General features: G+C 36.7%; 12 protein-coding genes and 1 pseudogene. 6 read left to right on the forward strand and 7 right to left on the reverse strand.

From position 1 onward, the window contains the following. Positions 1 to 91 precede the first annotated feature (91 nt). Positions 92 to 538: a hypothetical protein gene (locus AC056_RS09915; protein WP_077163529.1), complete on the forward strand. Its 447-nt coding sequence runs from the start codon at positions 92 to 94 to the stop codon at positions 536 to 538. A 9-nt stretch (positions 539 to 547) separates the two neighbouring features. Here the strand turns inward: AC056_RS09915 and AC056_RS09920 are convergent, their stop codons facing one another. After that, positions 548 to 751, reverse strand: coding sequence for an amino acid transport protein (locus AC056_RS09920; RefSeq protein WP_077163530.1), 204 nt, complete (start codon positions 749 to 751; stop codon positions 548 to 550). A 136-nt stretch (positions 752 to 887) separates the two neighbouring features. Between AC056_RS09920 and AC056_RS19870 the strand changes: the two are divergent. The 3 genes and pseudogenes from AC056_RS19870 to AC056_RS19345 all read left to right on the forward strand — a co-directional run. Beyond that, positions 888 to 1047, forward strand: a pseudogene (locus tag AC056_RS19870) (endonuclease domain-containing protein); the annotation flags it as partial. A 164-nt stretch (positions 1048 to 1211) separates the two neighbouring features. Then, positions 1212 to 1970 carry a hypothetical protein gene (locus AC056_RS09930; RefSeq protein ID WP_077163531.1) on the forward strand — a complete coding sequence of 253 codons (759 nt, stop codon included), beginning with the start codon at positions 1212 to 1214 and terminating at the stop codon, positions 1968 to 1970. 5 nt (positions 1971 to 1975) lie between these two features. Beyond that, complete coding sequence (locus AC056_RS19345; RefSeq protein ID WP_077163532.1) at positions 1976 to 4429, forward strand: DEAD/DEAH box helicase family protein; 2454 nt, start codon at positions 1976 to 1978, stop codon at positions 4427 to 4429. 26 nt (positions 4430 to 4455) lie between these two features. On the opposite strand, the gene metH is transcribed toward AC056_RS19345, so the two are convergent. Continuing rightward, positions 4456 to 8142, reverse strand: a complete 3687-nt coding sequence (metH, locus tag AC056_RS09940) for a methionine synthase (protein ID WP_077163533.1) — start codon at positions 8140 to 8142, stop codon at positions 4456 to 4458. 464 nt (positions 8143 to 8606) lie between these two features. On the opposite strand from metH, the gene AC056_RS09945 reads away from it, so the two are divergent. Continuing rightward, positions 8607 to 10238 carry an inorganic phosphate transporter gene (locus tag AC056_RS09945; RefSeq protein WP_004703132.1) on the forward strand — a complete coding sequence of 544 codons (1632 nt, stop codon included), beginning with the start codon at positions 8607 to 8609 and terminating at the stop codon, positions 10236 to 10238. 162 nt (positions 10239 to 10400) lie between these two features. Continuing rightward, positions 10401 to 11735 carry a D-serine ammonia-lyase gene (locus AC056_RS09950; RefSeq protein ID WP_077163534.1) on the forward strand — a complete coding sequence of 445 codons (1335 nt, stop codon included), beginning with the start codon at positions 10401 to 10403 and terminating at the stop codon, positions 11733 to 11735. Between the two features lie 45 nt (positions 11736 to 11780). On the opposite strand, the gene AC056_RS09955 is transcribed toward AC056_RS09950, so the two are convergent. The 5 genes from AC056_RS09955 to AC056_RS09975 all read right to left on the reverse strand — a co-directional run bounded on the left by AC056_RS09955 (position 11781) and on the right by AC056_RS09975 (position 17616). After that, positions 11781 to 13328, reverse strand: coding sequence for a hypothetical protein (locus AC056_RS09955; protein ID WP_077163535.1), 1548 nt, complete (start codon positions 13326 to 13328; stop codon positions 11781 to 11783). Between the two features lie 540 nt (positions 13329 to 13868). Then, positions 13869 to 14033, reverse strand: coding sequence for a hypothetical protein (locus tag AC056_RS09960; protein WP_077163536.1), 165 nt, complete (start codon positions 14031 to 14033; stop codon positions 13869 to 13871). Between the two features lie 115 nt (positions 14034 to 14148). Next, on the reverse strand, positions 14149 to 15156 hold the full coding sequence (locus AC056_RS09965; protein ID WP_213033485.1) for a formylglycine-generating enzyme family protein: 1008 nt from the start codon (positions 15154 to 15156) through the stop codon (positions 14149 to 14151). Beyond that, positions 15153 to 16829 (reverse strand): arylsulfatase, encoded by a 1677-nt coding sequence (locus tag AC056_RS09970; RefSeq protein ID WP_077163537.1) that lies wholly within the window; start codon positions 16827 to 16829, stop codon positions 15153 to 15155. Before AC056_RS09970 ends, AC056_RS09965 begins: the two co-directional genes overlap by 4 nt. Positions 16830 to 16998: 169 nt before the next feature. After that, positions 16999 to 17616: a rhomboid family intramembrane serine protease gene (locus AC056_RS09975; protein WP_039253347.1), complete on the reverse strand. Its 618-nt coding sequence runs from the start codon at positions 17614 to 17616 to the stop codon at positions 16999 to 17001. Positions 17617 to 17697: the final 81 nt, after the last annotated feature.

Below are 17697 nucleotides of genomic sequence, written 5' to 3' on the forward strand. Positions count from 1 at the left end.
GTAGTTAATACTAAGTATTAAACAAACTCACACAGCTTAAGGCTATGAACAAAATAACTCGATTAGTAAAATTCAACGGTAAGCTATTTTTATGAATCATCCCGACTCGGTTTTAAAGTTTTCGCTTGGTCTTAATGGCTTGTCATTTGATTTAGACAACCAGCACATTCAACTCGAACAGGGCTTGGGTTTTGTTGATTCGAACAGTATTCGTCATGACGTTATTGATGAACTTGCTATCGAAAAGATGATTTATTTTATTGAAGAAATCATCGAGTCACAACCACTCAGAAATCTAAAGATAAGTGGTGTAGCTGTTACGTCTGATGCAGTCATGACACAACTTAGCGAGTTATTTTTTAGTGCAAAAAAGAAAATCAGTCGTATTGAGCTTGAGCATGGATTCAATGATTTTATAGAGCGTTTAAGCTACTACACAAACCAAGTGGCTCCAGATCAGCTTTATATTTTTACCTACTTTGTATTTGTTCGAGAAATGATGCATCACTTAAGAGTTGAGGAAATTCAGATCCTTTAAGAAATGACACTAAAAGCGTAAAAAATAGGGAATAACGGATAGTAGAGTACCAATGCCACTAAGCAAGACATTACTTTCAATAAAATACGGGAAAATCATTAAAACTAAACCCACAGTAAAAGGCACAGTCATTTTTTGCTTTTTACCATAAAGAAAATAGCCGAGCCCAATGGAGCTAAAGATTACGCCGAGAAAAAGTTGTGTTGTGTTCATGATGATGTTTCGTGCATTGTTATTCTCTGGCAGATATTATGCCAAGACTCTTAAAAGAATATTTAAAAATAAGAATGTCGTAAGACAACCTTATAACAAGCATTTAAAACTTCCATCGCGTGATTGATGTAGCAATATGACCGATACAGTAGCTATGGCAAATATTACGTCGTAAGCAAATTTTAGGATTACAGTTTTATAGACAAAATCCAATTCTTAATTTTATCGGGAATTTTTATTGCTACGCAGCGAGCCTCGTCATTGAGTGTGATGGTAGACAGCATACTACTGATGAGATAAATTGTTTAAGTAATTGTATTTTATTGATAATTTTGTAATTTTGGTGAAATTGAGAAAAAGAAATGTAGAGATTTAGACAGTAAGTGAATGCTTAAAACAAATTGTTGAAATTTAATTCAATTTTTTATACATTTTTAATTATTAGTATGAGAATCAATGTATGAAAATATTTAAGAAAGAAATTCTAGCGCATAACATTGAGTTAAGTATTTTACATATTGAAAATTTTGATCAAAAATTTCTAGAAAAAATAGACAAAAGTATTGTGAAAATATGTGAGGGAAAATCTGATAGTAGTTGTGATGAAGTAAAAAAAAGAATGGTCAGCTTTTTAAAAGGTAAAGATGAAAAAAAAATTCACGGTTCTATAGCAGAATTTTTTTTGCATTTGTATTTAAATAGTATGAAATACAAACAAGATTGTCTTTTTTTTAATCTTGAAGAGAATAGTGTAAAAAAAGGGTTTGATGGTGTTTACACTAAAAATAATGAAATATATTTAATGGAGAGTAAGTCTGGTAGATTTGATACAAAATCAATATCACATATTTCAAAAATAAAGGAATCATATACTGATTTGGAAAAATATTTATCAGGTACGAGTGCTAAAGGTTTAGGAAATCCATGGATAAATGCTTTTAGTCATGCTAATCAAATTAGTGTTAGAACAAAAAAAAGTGTAAGAGATAAGATCAAGCAAATACAAAGAAATTTTGAGAATAATATTTTTTCATCCGTTAACGATTTTAATATTATTCCATGCTCAACGATTTATTTAGATGGCAATTGGGATGAGAAGTGGTCAAATGAACTAATTAAAAATAAGCATAAGTTGAATGGTCTTTGTGGTAAGCGTATTGAAATTATATCTATAACAAATTTAGATGTAACGAATTTTAAAAAATATATAGGGCTTTAATTTAAATGAGCGATATTTCTGAAATTAAACGTCTGAGTAGTATTGATGGTTTTAGATCAATTGTAGAAAAACTTGTTCTAGATATGGTGTTGGAGCAAGATGAAATAAATTTTATATTATCAGTTGTCGTGGTTCTTATCGAGGAATATGAGGGAAATAAAAATAAATTCTCATATTTGAGTTTTTCATACTTTATTTTATTAAAATTATCACAAGTCAATAATTATTATCAGCCTTTATATGATTTAAGTGTTAATTTGGGGCTATATCCAATTTCTAGATTTATCTTTAAAAATCAATTATTACCTTCACCTTCACTTGAAACAGTCATTAAAGATGTACAAATTGATGAATATAAAAATGGAAATATTGTTGAAATGCATCATCAAAGGAGTAGCAGATTTGATATTTTAATGAGTGAAAATTTAGATAATTCATATATTGCTCCAACATCATATGGAAAAAGCTCATTAGTAAAAGATATTATAAAAAGGTATTCAGATAAAAACATTGCATTAATAGTGCCAAGTAAGTCACTTGTTTCGCAGAATTTAAGTGATCTTAGAAGTGTTTTTTTAGATAGGAAGATTATTTTTCATGATGATATGTTTGATGGTGGAACTAGTAATATTTTTGTTTTAACCCAAGAAAGAGCTCTAAGAATTTTTTCTAAATTTAATTCATTTTACTTTGATTGTTTGATAATTGATGAAGCTCACAATATTTTTGAGAGTGATAGTAGAGCAATATTATTAACTAGATTGATTAGAAGGAATAGACGTCGATTTAAAGATTCTAAACATTATTATTTATCACCATTAATTAATGATTCAGATAATTTGAAAGTAGAGGAGAGTCAATTAATATTTGAAAGAAAAATAAAATTTAATATTAAAGACCCTGATCTTTATGAGTATTTAGATAATGGTAGTTCATATAAATATAATAGATATTTTGATGAATTATATAAGGTTTCTGAGAATGATAATATTCAAGATTATATCTTAAAAAACTCTGAACTTAAGAATTTTATCTATCTTAGGTCACCTAGGAAGGTTGAAGAGTTTTCTAGATTTTTAAGTGAATCATTGAGGTCTAATTCAGAGTTGAATGAGCTTGCAAATCTTATTGCGGAAAATGTGCATGAAGAGTTTTATTGTGTAGATTACTTAAGAAAAGGGTTAATTTATTTACATGGGCGATTGCCAGATTTTATTAAGGATTTTTTAGAGTATAAATTTAAAACAGATAAGAATATAGTCTATTTAGTTGCTAATTCAGTGGTATTGGAGGGGGTTAATTTTCCAATTGATACTTTGTTTATTGCAAATACTTATAAAATGAAACTAAAAGAGCTTAATAACTTGATTGGAAGGGTAAATCGGTTGAATGATATTTTTAGTGAACAAAATTATAATTTGGATAAACTTAGTCCAAGAATTCATTTTTTAAATGATCAATATTTCAGTGGTAAAAATTCTAGAATGTATAATAAAATGAAACTGCTAAGAAATTATGTTTTTGAAGATGAAGTCAAAAACCCTATTTTATTAAAAGGATTATCGGAAGAGAATTCATTTGATACTTCTAGTGGTGGTTTATTAGAGGATTTGGAAGAATTAGGATTTGTAAAAGTTAAGGATATAGAAGATTTTTTAATAGTTAATGAAGATAATGAGGAAAGCTTCTTCTTAAGGATGTTGTTGGAGAATAATATTCATAGTTGTTATAGTTCTTTTAATGAAGTTTTCGAGATATTACAAAGTAAATTAGATTCTAATGATTGGTTAGATTTAGATTTGGTTGATAAAGTTTACTTCTTTTTCATTAAAGATATGGATTACTACCTACAGCTACGTATGGGTAATCTTTTACGATTCAATAGATCTAAAGTCAGAGATTTTTATAAGAATTTTATTGTAAATTCTCACTCTTTGTCCTTAAAAGCACAAATTAATTCTATGGTTGGGTATTTTAACTATCTTAAGCGAAATGACTCTTATATCTATCATTTTTTCTATATTGGTGAAGGATTTGGTGAAATTTCAGGTAGAAATGAAAATGGTAGGAAGTCTTATATTGATCTTTCATTAAAAAGTTATAAAGAGCTCGTAAATATTGCAATAATAAAAATAAAAAATGAAACTGATTTCATTAGTTTTACATTTTCTAATTTTGTAAATGTTCTTCATCAGATTGGTGTGGTTAGTGAGAGTGAATATAATAATTTTATGTATGGGACTGAAGTTAGAGAGAATATTGAATATATAAAAATAGGATTAAGTATTCCATTAATTAGTTTTTTGAAAAATAATGATCAGATAAAAAATTTAAATATTCAAAATGGAAGGTTATCTTATAATAGAGATTTTTTAATATTTTATAAAAATCTTGATGCTCTGAAAAAGTTTGAAATCAGTCGCTTATTCAGACAAGAGTTAAATGTAGACTCGGATTAAATCAGCTAATCCGAGTCTGATTGTGGTTATATTACTGAATCATCTAAATTCGGCGCTAACCAACGCTTCGCTTCATCTAGTGTCCAACCTTTACGTTTTGCATAGTCTTCAAGTTGGTCTTGAGAGATCTTGCCCACGTTAAAGTATTCGCTTTGTGGATGTGAATAATAGAAACCACTTACCGAAGATGGCGGCATCATTGCAAAGTGTTCAGTCAGTTTAGTACCGATTTTGTCGGTAGAGCCTAACCAGTCAAACAACACTGCTTTTTCAGAGTGCTCAGGGCAAGCAGGGTAGCCCGGTGCAGGGCGAATACCGACGTATTTCTCTTTAATCAGTTCTTCATTGCTGAGCTGTTCATCCGCTTTATAGCCCCAGAACTCTTTACGAATACGTTCATGTAAGTGTTCGGCAAAGGCTTCGGCAAAACGGTCAGCCAATGACTGCACTAAAATTGCAGAGTAATCATCACCTTTGGCTTTGTACTCATTTGCCAATTCTTCTGCACCAAAAATAGATACAGTGAATCCGCCTAAGTAGTCTTGTTGCTCACGGTCCTTACGAATGTAATCTGCCAAAGACAAGTTTGGTTTACCTGTCACCTTGTCAGATTGCTGACGTAAGTGCTCAAAAGTATGTGTAACATTTTGACCAGTTTCATCAAATACGCTGACGGTGTCTGCGTCAGTGCGCTGTGCTGGGAACATACCAAATACAGCACGAGCATCAAAACGGTTGTTGTCGATAATATCTTTCAACATTGCTTGAGCTTGGTTGTACAAGTCAGTTGCCGCTTCACCCACCACTTCATCTTCTAAAATTTTCGGGAATTTACCTGCCAAGCTCCAAGAAATGAAGAATGGTGTCCAGTCAAAATAATCTACGAGTGTAGCAAGCGGGTAGTTGGTAAGAACCTGTGTTCCTAAAAGTTTTGGTTTTGGTGGTACATAGCTTTCGTCAATTTTAAAGCCATTCTCAACTGACTCGGCATAAGTCAACTTAGCTGCTTTTGGCTGTTTGTTGGCTAAACGTTCACGGATCTTGGCATATTCAGCACGATGCTCTGCAATAAAGTTTCCACGCATTTCTTTTGAAAGGAGAGTGGTTGCAACACCTACAGCACGTGAAGCATCTGCAACATAAATCACTGCATCGTTTTGATACTGAGGGTCAATTTTTACTGCTGTGTGTGCTTTAGAAGTAGTCGCGCCACCAATCAATAACGGAATGTTAAAACCCTTACGTTGCATTTCTTTCGCAACAAATACCATCTCATCTAAAGATGGAGTAATCAGACCAGACAAACCAATGATGTCACATTTTTCATCAATTGCAGTTTGCAAGATTTTCTCGCAAGGTACCATCACGCCAAGGTCAACAATGTCGTAACCATTACAGCCAAGTACTACGCCAACAATATTCTTACCAATATCGTGTACGTCGCCCTTAACAGTTGCCATGAGGACTTTACCTTTAGATTGGCTGCCTGTTTTTTCAGCTTCAATGTACGGGTTGAGCCAAGCCACAGCTTGCTTCATAACACGTGCAGATTTCACAACTTGCGGTAAGAACATTTTGCCCGAACCGAACAAGTCACCAACCACGTTCATACCATCCATCAAAGCGCCTTCGATTACATCTAAAGGACGTTTTGCTTTGAGGCGAGCTTCTTCTGTATCTTGATCAATGTAAGTGGTAATACCTTTAACCAACGCATATTCAAGACGTTTTTCGACTGACTCATTACGCCATTCAAGGTTCTCGGCTTCTTTGGCAGCACCGCCTTGTCCGCGGTATTTTTCAGCGACTTCAAGTAGTTTCTCAGTCGCAGCTTGACCAGATTCACCTTGGTTTTGGTTTAAGATGACATCTTCAACTGCTTCTTTTAGCTCGGCTGGAATATCATCATAAATGGCCATTTGACCGGCATTCACAATACCCATGGTCATGCCTTGCTTGATGGCATGGTACAAGAACACAGAGTGAATGGCTTCACGAACAGGCTCGTTACCGCGGAACGAGAATGAAACGTTCGACACACCACCAGAAATCATGGCATGTGGTAAGTTTTGTTTAATCCAACCTGTGGCCTCAATGAAATCGACGCCATAGTTGTTGTGTTCTTCAATACCTGTTGCTACAGCAAATACGTTCGGGTCAAAAATAATATCTTCAGCAGGGAAGCCGACATCATTAACCAAAACATCATATGAACGTTTACAGATTTCACGTTTACGTTCAGCAGTGTCGGCCTGACCTGTTTCATCAAAGGCCATCACAATAATGGCAGCACCATATTGACGGCACAGGCGAGCTTTTTCGACAAACTCGTCATAACCTTCTTTTAATGAAATCGAGTTAACAACGGGTTTACCTTGCACGCATTTTAAGCCAGCTTCAATGATTTCCCATTTTGATGAGTCAATCATGATCGGCACACGTGAAATATCTGGTTCAGAAGCTACAAGGTTTAAGAAATGCACCATCGCATTTTGCGAATCGAGCATCCCTTCATCCATGTTAATGTCAATAATTTGTGCGCCAGCTTCAACTTGCTGCTGTGCAACCTCTAAAGCTTCGGCAAAGTTTTCTTCACGAATGAGGCGTAAGAATTTTTTCGAACCTGTAACGTTAGTACGTTCACCAACGTTCACGAAAAGTGAGTCATCATAAATATTAAATGGCTCTAAACCACTCAAACGACAAGCAGGAACAGTTTCAGGTACTTGGCGAGGTGCAATGTCTTTTACTGCATTGGCAATGGCGCGAATATGATCAGGTGTGGTACCACAGCAACCACCAGTAATATTAATTAAGCCGCTTTCTGCAAATTCTTTTAAGAATGCAGCAGTTTGTTCTGGTGTTTCATCATATTCACCAAAAGCGTTTGGTAAGCCTGCATTTGGGTGCGCTGAAACAAACGTATCTGCGACATCGGAAATGGTTTTTACGTGAGGACGCATTGCATCTGCACCAAGCGCACAGTTAAAACCAATCGATAGTAAGTCACCATGACGTACAGAGTTCCAGAACGCTTCGGCAGTTTGACCTGTTAAGGTACGTCCCGATGCATCGGTAATGGTCCCTGAAATCATGATTGGTAATTCATGACCAATTTGTTTAAAGACTTCTTTTACCGCAAAAATCGCAGCTTTACAGTTTAAGGTATCAAATACGGTTTCAATCAGAATGATATCTGCACCGCCTTCAATCAGCGCATGAGTCGCTTCAATATAGTTTTCTTTTAGTTCATCAAAGGTAATGTTACGAAAAGCAGGGTCATTTACATTTGGTGAAATTGAACAAGTACGCGAAGTTGGCCCAAGTACACCTGCTACAAAACGCGGCTTGTCTGGAGTTGAATACTTTTCACAAGCTGCTTTGGCTAAACGTGCTGCTTCACGGTTAATCTCTGGAACAAGATCTTCCATGTGGTAGTCAGACATTGAAACACGCGTACCGTTAAAGCTATTGGTTTCAATAATATCTGCACCAGCATCAAGATAAGCTTCATGAATGCCTTGAATGATTTGAGGTTGTGTCAAAACTAAAAGGTCGTTGTTGCCTTTTAAGTCATGTGCCCAATCGGCAAAACGCTCACCACGGTAGTCGGCTTCTTCTAACTTATGGCGCTGGATCATCGTTCCCATGGCGCCATCAATAATCAGAATGCGTTTAGCAAGAAGCGCTTTTAGGGTGGCAAGCGTAGACATAGAAAACCCCGATCTTTTATATGAATTTAAAAATGCGGCGCTATTGTAACAGAATAGCAGCACAAATGATGACCTACGAAGGTCACGAGTCGATGAGTAAAAATTAGAAAAAAGAGCCGGTTTTATGACAAAAACAAAAGAATTTTCATGAAATATTCATCAAATGATCATGATATTGAAATATTTCATGCCCAATATGCCGAAATATTACAGTTGCTTTGTATGAAAAATAAACATGTGGGTCATTTTATTTATTTTTTTGCTGTAAAAATAAGCACAAAAGGAGCTCATAAATAATGATTTAACTTATTGTATTTTAATAGAAAAATAAAAAATAGCGAGGAAAGGTGCATCAAATGAGGTCAAAATATAAAAAATTGACTTCATCAGGCGGCTCTTTGTCATATAATTGTCATAATTTAATTTAAGAATACAGAGGATTTTATTATCCTCTTACCGTCTGCATGAATTCTAATCTACCCCCTGTTTCGGATTCAAAACTTGCGGCAAACCTGCAAGCAAAATCGACGAATGTACACGTCCCAACACCGAAATTTTTTATGCCGGTGTTTCTGACGATTATTGTTGCAACACTTATTTATATTGGGTTTCAGGTTAGTGCTGATTTAGCGCATGTTCCACCTTTGAGCCTTTATTCGGTTATTCTTTTATCTACTGCGCTTTTCATTGCATTGGGCTTTGAATTTGTAAATGGTTTCCACGACACTGCCAATGCAGTTGCAACGGTCATTTATACAAATGCATTGCCGGCACCAGTTGCAGTCATGTGGGCTGGTTTTTGTAATTTCCTTGGGGTAATGGTCGCAAGTGGTGCTGTTGCTTATGGCATCATTGCATTGCTTCCTGTTGAACTTATCATGAATATGGGTAGCGGTGCTGGCTTTGCAATGGTTTTTGCATTGTTAATCGCTGCAATTCTTTGGAACCTTGGTACTTGGTTCTTAGGAATCCCAGCTTCTAGCTCTCACACCTTGATTGGTTCAATCTTGGGCGTGGGTATTATGAACCATCTATTGAGTGCATCGACTGGCGTAACGACTAGTGGTGTAGATATGGATCAGGTGATTAAAGTAGGTAAGGCATTATTATTTTCACCTTTAATTGGTTTTGCTTTTGCAGCAATCTTATTCTTGTTGGTTAAAACTATTTTTAAGCGCCAATTAGAATTATTTCAGCCACCTGAAGGTAATAAGCCACCACCAGCAATCATTCGTGCAATTTTAATCTTTACCTGTACAGGTGTAAGTTTTGCACACGGTTCAAATGACGGCCAAAAAGGTATGGGACTCATCATGCTCATTTTGGTTGGTTTAGTACCATTAGCTTATTCAATCAATAAAAACCTCGATACACAACAGGTTCAATCATTCCACCAGCTTTCTTCTCAAACTGCTGTTTTGTTAAACCATAATCAGCAAGAATTGACTGATGAAAAAGCGCGTGAAGTTTTAACTAAATATATTCAAACTAAGCAACAAACACCTGAAGTTGTACCTGCATTGGCAAGTATGACTGACCACTTAGGTGCTCGTGTTTCTAGTTATCGCGACTTAAAGGATATTCCTGAAGCTGCGATTAGTGAAATTCGTAATGACATGTATTTAAGCACAACCACGTTTAAACGTTTGGACAAAGCAGATGCTTTACCAAAAATGGATGATTCACAGAAAAAGCTTGTGAAAGATTATCGTGGTAGCTTGGATTCATTCTTACAGTACATTCCAAACTGGGTGAAAGTTGCCGTTGCATTAGCACTTGGTCTTGGCACTATGGTCGGTTGGAAACGCATTGTGGTAACTGTAGGTGAGCGTATTGGTAAGAACCATATGACTTATGGTCAAGGTATGTCTGCTGAGCTTATTGCAATGAGTACAATTGCAGCAGCAGATGGTTTAGGTATGCCAGTTTCAACTACACATGTTTTAAACAGTGCTGTTGCGGGTACCATGGTTGCAAATAAATCTGGTCTAAACTTTAATACTGTTAAAACAATCTTATCAGCTTGGATATTTACTTTACCTGCGACCATCTGTTTGTCTGGTGGTTTATATTGGTTGTTCTTAAAGTTCATTTAAGTTGTCTGTTTAAATCTAAAAAGCCACTATGATTAGTGGCTTTTTTATTGGCATATTTAAAAAAAGATCGCTTTTTTCAGATAAATTCAGTAAAGAATGAATGATTATTGCAAATACTTATTGCTGTGTGACTAGCTCAAAAAATTGATGAAAGGATATAGGATGAAAACGGTTCAACTTGATCAGCTAAAACAACAATTCCCACTCATTCAAACATTACAAGATTACCAAGAAACATTTTGGTTTAACCCGAATCGTTATCCTTTAAAAGATGCACTCGCGAAAGTTGGTCTTAGCGAGCAAGATGTAAAAGACGCCGAGGCTAGGCTAGACCGTTTTGCTCCTTACTTGGCAAAAGTCTTTCCTGAAACTCAAACGCAACACGGAAAAATTGAGTCCGAGTTAGTTGAAATTGCAAATATGCAACACGCCCTATCTGTAAAAGAGCAAAAGGAACTTACAGGCAGCCTTTGGCTTAAAAAAGATAGTCATTTACCGATTTCAGGTTCAATTAAAGCACGTGGTGGTATTTATGAAGTCTTGGCTCATGCTGAAAAACTAGCAATTGAGGCAGGGCTTCTCACGTTAGAAGACGATTACAGTAAACTCGACCAAGATGCATTTCGGACATTTTTTTCCAAATATCAAATTGCAGTAGGCTCTACAGGTAATCTTGGTTTATCTATTGGTATTATGAGTGCGAAGCTCGGCTTTAGAGTGACAGTGCATATGTCTGCCGACGCAAGGCAATGGAAAAAGGATAAATTGCGTTCATTGGGCGTTAACGTGGTTGAATATGACAGTGATTATGGGGTTGCTGTAGAGCAGGGACGTAAAGCTGCAGAACAAGATCCAAATTGCTTTTTTATTGACGATGAAAATTCAACAACATTATTTTTAGGTTATGCCGTTGCGGGAGTACGTTTAAAACAGCAGTGTGAGCAAAAGCAGATTAAAGTCGATGCTGAACATCCATTATTTGTTTATTTACCTTGTGGCGTAGGTGGTGGTCCCGGTGGCGTGAGTTTTGGGCTTAAACTTGCTTTTGGTGAGCATGTACATTGTATCTTTGCAGAACCCACGCATTCACCTTGTATGTTATTGGGTGTGCATACAGGACTGCACGATGAGATTTCAGTAAATGATATTGGTTTAGATAACATTACTGCTGCAGATGGGTTAGCTGTTGGTCGTGCTTCTGGATTCGTAGGGCGAGCTATGGAACAGTTAATTGATGGTTACTACACGATTCATGATGAACGTTTATATGAGCTGATTGCACTTTTAAATCAAACGGAAAATATTCAAGTTGAGCCTTCAGCAGCGGCTGGCATGATGGGATCATATTATGTGCAAACTACTCCTGATTATTTAGCTTTGCATCAATTGTCAGCAGAGAAGTTAAATCAGGCGACACATGTCGTCTGGGCAACTGGTGGCGGTATGGTGCCACCGGATGAAATGCATAAATATTTGACACATAGTCAAAACAAATAATTAGATCAAAAAAGGCCCAATTCGAAAATTGGGCTTTTAATTTCATTATTTTTTAGAGAATTTCTTAAAAGGAAGTTTCTCTGCTGCAAAACCGTAAATAGCAGCAAAAGGGAGAGCTGTTCGGGCTAAATAAGCCACACGCCATAGACCACCGTGATTGGCACCTTCCATCATTAATTCTAGAGGATGATCAAGTACAGTTTCTGGGTTTGCTACAGAGTACTCACTCCTTAAGTCATGAATCCATAGCGCTGCCATAATCGCATTGGTCGTTTCAGGGCTGAATGCTTCAACATCAAAAAGTTCAGCACCATTAAATGCTGCTTTAAGTAGTGGGTTTTTGGTCACCGAGTGAGTTGTGGTAGACGGAGCAATATTAATACTTACACGTTGGCCTTGATGACGAGCAAGTGTTGCACGCCATTGTTGAATGCGTTTTGCCAAAGCATAGTTTGGTCCTTGTTCAACTACTAAGCAGTCTGCAATGCCATAAGTTTTACCATTCTCACTGGTAATTAAATCTTGATAAGGCGCTTGGAAAAAACGTTTAAGTGAAAGAGCAGAAACCCCTTTCGCAGCCATTTTCTGTAGTTGTGAACGCGATTTAAATTTCTCTTGAGCTGCTTCTGCAACTTCTTGAGGTACTGCGTAAACATCGGTTGGAGTACACATAAACATTAAGCTGGTATCTGATTTATGTTCACTCACATATTGCATAATGCTGTCCATTGCCATTGAAACACGGACATGTTTTTCACCGTCTAAATACGCAATAGCAGCTAAATCTAACTTTTGTGGAAATTGAACTAACCACTGTGCAATTTCTGGAAGTTGAGTCAGTAAATTGGCACCTAATTTATCTCTTAACTCAGAGGCTTTTGCTGACGAGTCAACTGATTCAATCGTTGGTGCAATAAGCGTTGCATTTCCATTTTTAATCGTATTTAAGATTTTGCCCCACACTCGTGAATTTGGTAAGTCTATTGCAATAATATTAGCTTTCCATTTTGCCAGCCAAGGTAAGGGGCCAGCTTCTGATGCTGCACCAAACAACACCATAGTACGGTCTGATAAATCAAACCATTCAGGATGTGCGATAGCTTCACGTAATGCGTTTGCATGGCTTGGTTCAATAATTCCTTCATTTTCCCATTTTTGAATTTGGTCAAGGAGACTTTGTCCACTGAGTTTCTGACCTTTATATGGAACATACCATTCCGGTGCCGATTCACTTTCGCCTTTGAACTTTACTGTATTTAAAGGTGCAGATGCAGGAATGCGAAGAGCATCTTTTAAAAGGTAATGTTTGCCATCTCTAAAAAAATCAAAAAGATGGTGTGCCTTATGTAACCCTTGTTTTGCAATGGTGATTGGATTGTTGTTATTAGAAAGTCCATGCTGAACAAGCGATTTAAAGTATGTTGGATAATTTTTCCGCCAGTTTTTTTCAGTCAAAATCTGTTGAGCAGTTTTATTATCTACAATAGATAAAGCTTCTGACAAAATCTCTTGGCCTGTGCGAGAAGTACTTTGCTTTTTTGTTGAAGCGTGTATTGGAAATTGTAGACCTTCTACTTGACTCTGACTGGACATAAAATATCTCACTTGTACGGTATCATTAATATACAGGTGTATACATTATCTATGCCAACGTAAAGAAACGAGTGGCAATAACTGACAAAATGAAAATTAAATTATTTATGTGATAGAGGTGGTTTGAGTGAATTTTTATGATAATTCGATCTCATTTTTACCTCATTTTTTTTCACATTTCTAGAACATTTTTATGGACTTACGTTACATAAATGATTATTTTGTATAGAGCGAATTCATCAGGTCTAAACTGAAGATAAAATGTTCAAAATGTATCAATAAAAAAGATACGATGATGATTAAAAAACTAGACTTTTTTATTAAACGATAAGACTAGTGAAACGGAATAAGAAAGAATTGGGGTGAAACTAGATGGAAGACAACGTAAGATTGTCTTTTAAAAATCTTGGGGATATGGTGATTTTTTTGCATCATAATTTTCTAGTTTCGCCCCATCTAATTTTGGGTGAAACCCTTCACGTGAGCTGTAAGTCATCTTGCTAAAGGGCAAGGTCAATTCGTTACAGTCTACCTAAATCTTTAGCAACGGCCTTTCTTAGCTTGTCCTGGTGGACAGAAGTCTCCTGGATGTCCGTAATGTGGTGAATCTGGATCGACCACAACACTGCCAGCTGGGGTATAAACTGCACAAGCAGATAGTGATAGTGTGAAAATTGCAGCTGCACAAACTAGTAATGTTTTCATATTGTTCTCACTTTTTATCATTTTCCCTTTTACTATCTACTATAAAAATTATTAGATGGTTTTTTGATCTACTTTTGGTTAAGAAATATCAATACTACAAAATAGTTTTAACTTGTTAAGGTGTACGTAAAATTGTTCTAAAACCAACATGTGTAGCAGCTAAATCAAAATCTTGAGGGTAACGGCTACTGTTGCGATAACGTGAACAATAATTTTCAGCACACAAAAATGAGCCTCCTTTAATGACATATTGGGTACTGCTCATTTCTTTTTGTCTTAAATCAGAATAATTACCCATATGCTGATCATGTGCGCCTTGGTAGGGAGAGGATGTCCATTCCCAAACATTTCCAATCATATCGAATAGTTTAAAGCCATTAGGTTTAAAACAGCCAACAGGAGCAATACCAGTAAAATTATCTTGATTCAAATTTTCAAAAGGAAATGCACCTTGCCAGTAATTTGCTTGGGGATGCTGATGCTCATCGGTAGGTGTTTGGTGTAAAGGCGTGTCGGTCTGTGAGTTTGCTTTAGCGGCGTATTCCCATTCAAGTTCTGTGGGTAAATCGCGTCCTAGCCAAACTGCATAATGCTCAGCATCATTTTTTGTCACGTAGCGTACAGGTTCATGAGGGTTGGGGAGTGCGCCATTTTTGCCGTTTGGGGTCTTCCATGTATATCCAGATTTGAGTTGCCACCATTGCTGTGGGTGATGAGGGTTTGGTGAAAAAACAGCAGCCTGTTTTTGTTTTTCAGCATCGGTAATATAACCAGTGGCATTTACAAAACTTGAGAACTGAGCAACAGTGACCTCAGTTTGATCAATCCAGAAACCTTTAACTTCGCGCTGTTTTTTTCCGAAATTAAGCTCATCAGGATAAGCTTTTTCAGAACCAAAATTAAAATGCCCATCTGGAATGAACAACATTCCAGCCGTTGTATTTTTAAGCCAACCTGCAGGAAGGCCTGTATAGCTTTTACATTGTTCAATAGAACCCAAAGCAGCCGATGGGGTGGCTTGCTTTGGTAAAACTGTTTTTGTGTCAGAGCTATGTTCAGACTTACTACAGCCTGTGATGAATAACAGGCTGATTGTAGTGCTTAAAACCAGTTTCAATTTCATTTGGCGTTATATTCCTGTACGCCATTTTGTTCAGTGTATTTTTGATAAACCGAGAGCAACTCTTGTACTTTTGCTGGGTAAAGCTGCGCAACATTGTGATTTTCACCACGATCAGTGGCAATGTTATAGAGCTCCCAAGTACTCGTGCCTAATTCAGGGCGACCTTGAAGCGCAATTTTCCATTCGCCTTGTTTGGCATATTTACTACCATGGAGTTCATCGGCAAAGCTGAAATTTGCTGGACGGATGGTTTGTGATTTATTTTCAAGTACAGATTTCCAAGAATAACCGCTCGGTGTATTAATGGTTCGACCTTTATATTGGCCCTGAGGGACTTGAATATGGGCATAATCTAATAAGGTTGGAAAAACGTCGAGTACAGATGCAAAGCTATGATTGGTTGCTTCTGCTTTTTTCTGATTTGGTAATTTCACAATAGCAGGTGCAGTCGTTGCACCTTCGCCAGCCGTATCTTTCCATAAGTGGAAAGGTGCCGCACTGACCTCGGCCCAACGTGGTCCAATATAGTGGTATGAAGTAGGCGTACCTACGTTTGTTACAGAGTTATCAAAACCAGATTCACTACCATATCCACCACGAATAAAACCTTCTGCGCCATTGTCAGAAACAAAGAAAATTAAAGTATTTTCATAAAGATTATTTTGTTTTAGATATTGGATAATTCGGCCCACGTTGGCATCAAGATTTTCTACCATACCTGCGTAGATTTCCATTTTACGTGCTTCAAGTGCTTTCTGTTCAGCCGTTAACTCATCCCATTTTCCATATTTCTGTGGTGCATTTTGTGTTGCAATTGGTTCTGCTGCTTCAAAGTTTGTCGGAATAATTCCAAGCTGTTTTTGGCGAGCTATACGTGCTTTACGAATAGCATCGTAGCCAACATCATAAACGCCACGATATTTGTCACGGTATTCAGCAGGTGCCTGTATAGGCCAGTGAGGAGCGGTATAGGCAGCATAGGCAAAGAAGGGCTTGCCACTATTTTTGCCTGACTCTAAGTAGCTCAGTAATTTGTCGGTAAAATAGTTGGTTGAGAAGAAGTCATCAGGTAATGCTGAAACAGGAATAATTTGTCCATCTTCGGTATAGGTCGAGTTTCGTTTAAAGGCACTTGGAGCTTGTTTAAAGTGATGGTCTAGACCTTGTAATAAGGTAAATGAATGATCAAAACCTTTGGCATGTGCATTGGTTTCAGGGGTTAACCCTAAATGCCACTTACCACTAATATATGTCCGATAACCATTGTCTTTGAGCACCTGAGCAATCGATAAAGAGCGTTCATTTAAATAACCTTCATAGCCTGGCTGCCCTTTTAAATGGTCTGGTGTAAGCTCAGCCATAGCTCCTATACCTGCTAGATGATGGTCAGTACCAGAAATGAGTTGCGAGCGAGTAGGGGAACAAGTTGGTGCAGTATGATAGTCCGTTAAAAGTCGACCTTCTTGCGCCAGACTATCAATATTAGGCGTATGAATTTCACCACCAAAGGCTCCTAAATCTGAATAGCCTAAGTCATCGGCCATAATGAACAGAATATTGGGTTGCTTTGATATAGTTGCTGCAGTTTCTTGTGAATTATTATCGTTACAGCCAGCTAAAGATAAGCTAAATAATGCAATTGAAAGACTAGATAAAAGAGCTTTGTACTTCATTGTATCATCTGAATTATTAAAAGAATTGTGCACGAGTTTAATCAGATGGTTTTTGCAATCAAAACAAGGAATTGATCAAAGAAAATCAGAAAAATGTCTGAGCATTTATATTCATAAATAAATGAGAAAAAAAGAAAAGCCCGTAATGGGCTTTTCAAAAATATTCAGTTTAAAATGGCAAACGGGTAAGTTGATCTAGGAAATGCGGAACCACTCTTGGTTCAATCAAGATTGTTACAATCACGCCGTAAGCCGCACCCCATAAATGGGCACTATGGTTAATATGAGTATTGCCACGTTTGCCTGCCCAAATGCTATAAGCGACATATAAAACCGCAAAAATAATCGCTGGTACAGGAATAAAAAACACAAAAATCAGCTTCCATGGCTGAAACAGAATATAAGCAAATAGAACAGCAGATACCGCTCCTGAAGCTCCAAGACTTGCCCAGTTTGCATCATTTTTATGTTGTAGATAGCTTGGTAAAATCGCAAAAATTAAACCGCCTAAATAGAACAACACAAAGCCCATGTCATAAAAATATTGGCGATAAAAACTCTCAATAATACTGCCAAAGAAAAACAGGGTAATCATGTTGAACAGTAAATGTGTCCCATCTGCATGAATAAAGCCATGTGTAATGAAGCGATCAAATTGTCCACGTTGCATTGCAGGAGGCCAGAAGATCAGCCGGTTCATCACGTTTTGGTTGCTAAAAGCAATTAAAGAGATAATGACCGTAATAATAATAAGAGTAACTGTATGGTTAAATGGCAAATGCAACATAAGAAATATTTAAAAAATGATCAATACTGGCTCAATAATGCCATTAAAAACTTAAGTTGAAACCCTGTTGTGTATAAATCC

Source organism: Acinetobacter genomosp. 33YU (assembly GCF_001990725.1).
GTDB lineage: Bacteria > Pseudomonadota > Gammaproteobacteria > Pseudomonadales > Moraxellaceae > Acinetobacter > Acinetobacter seifertii.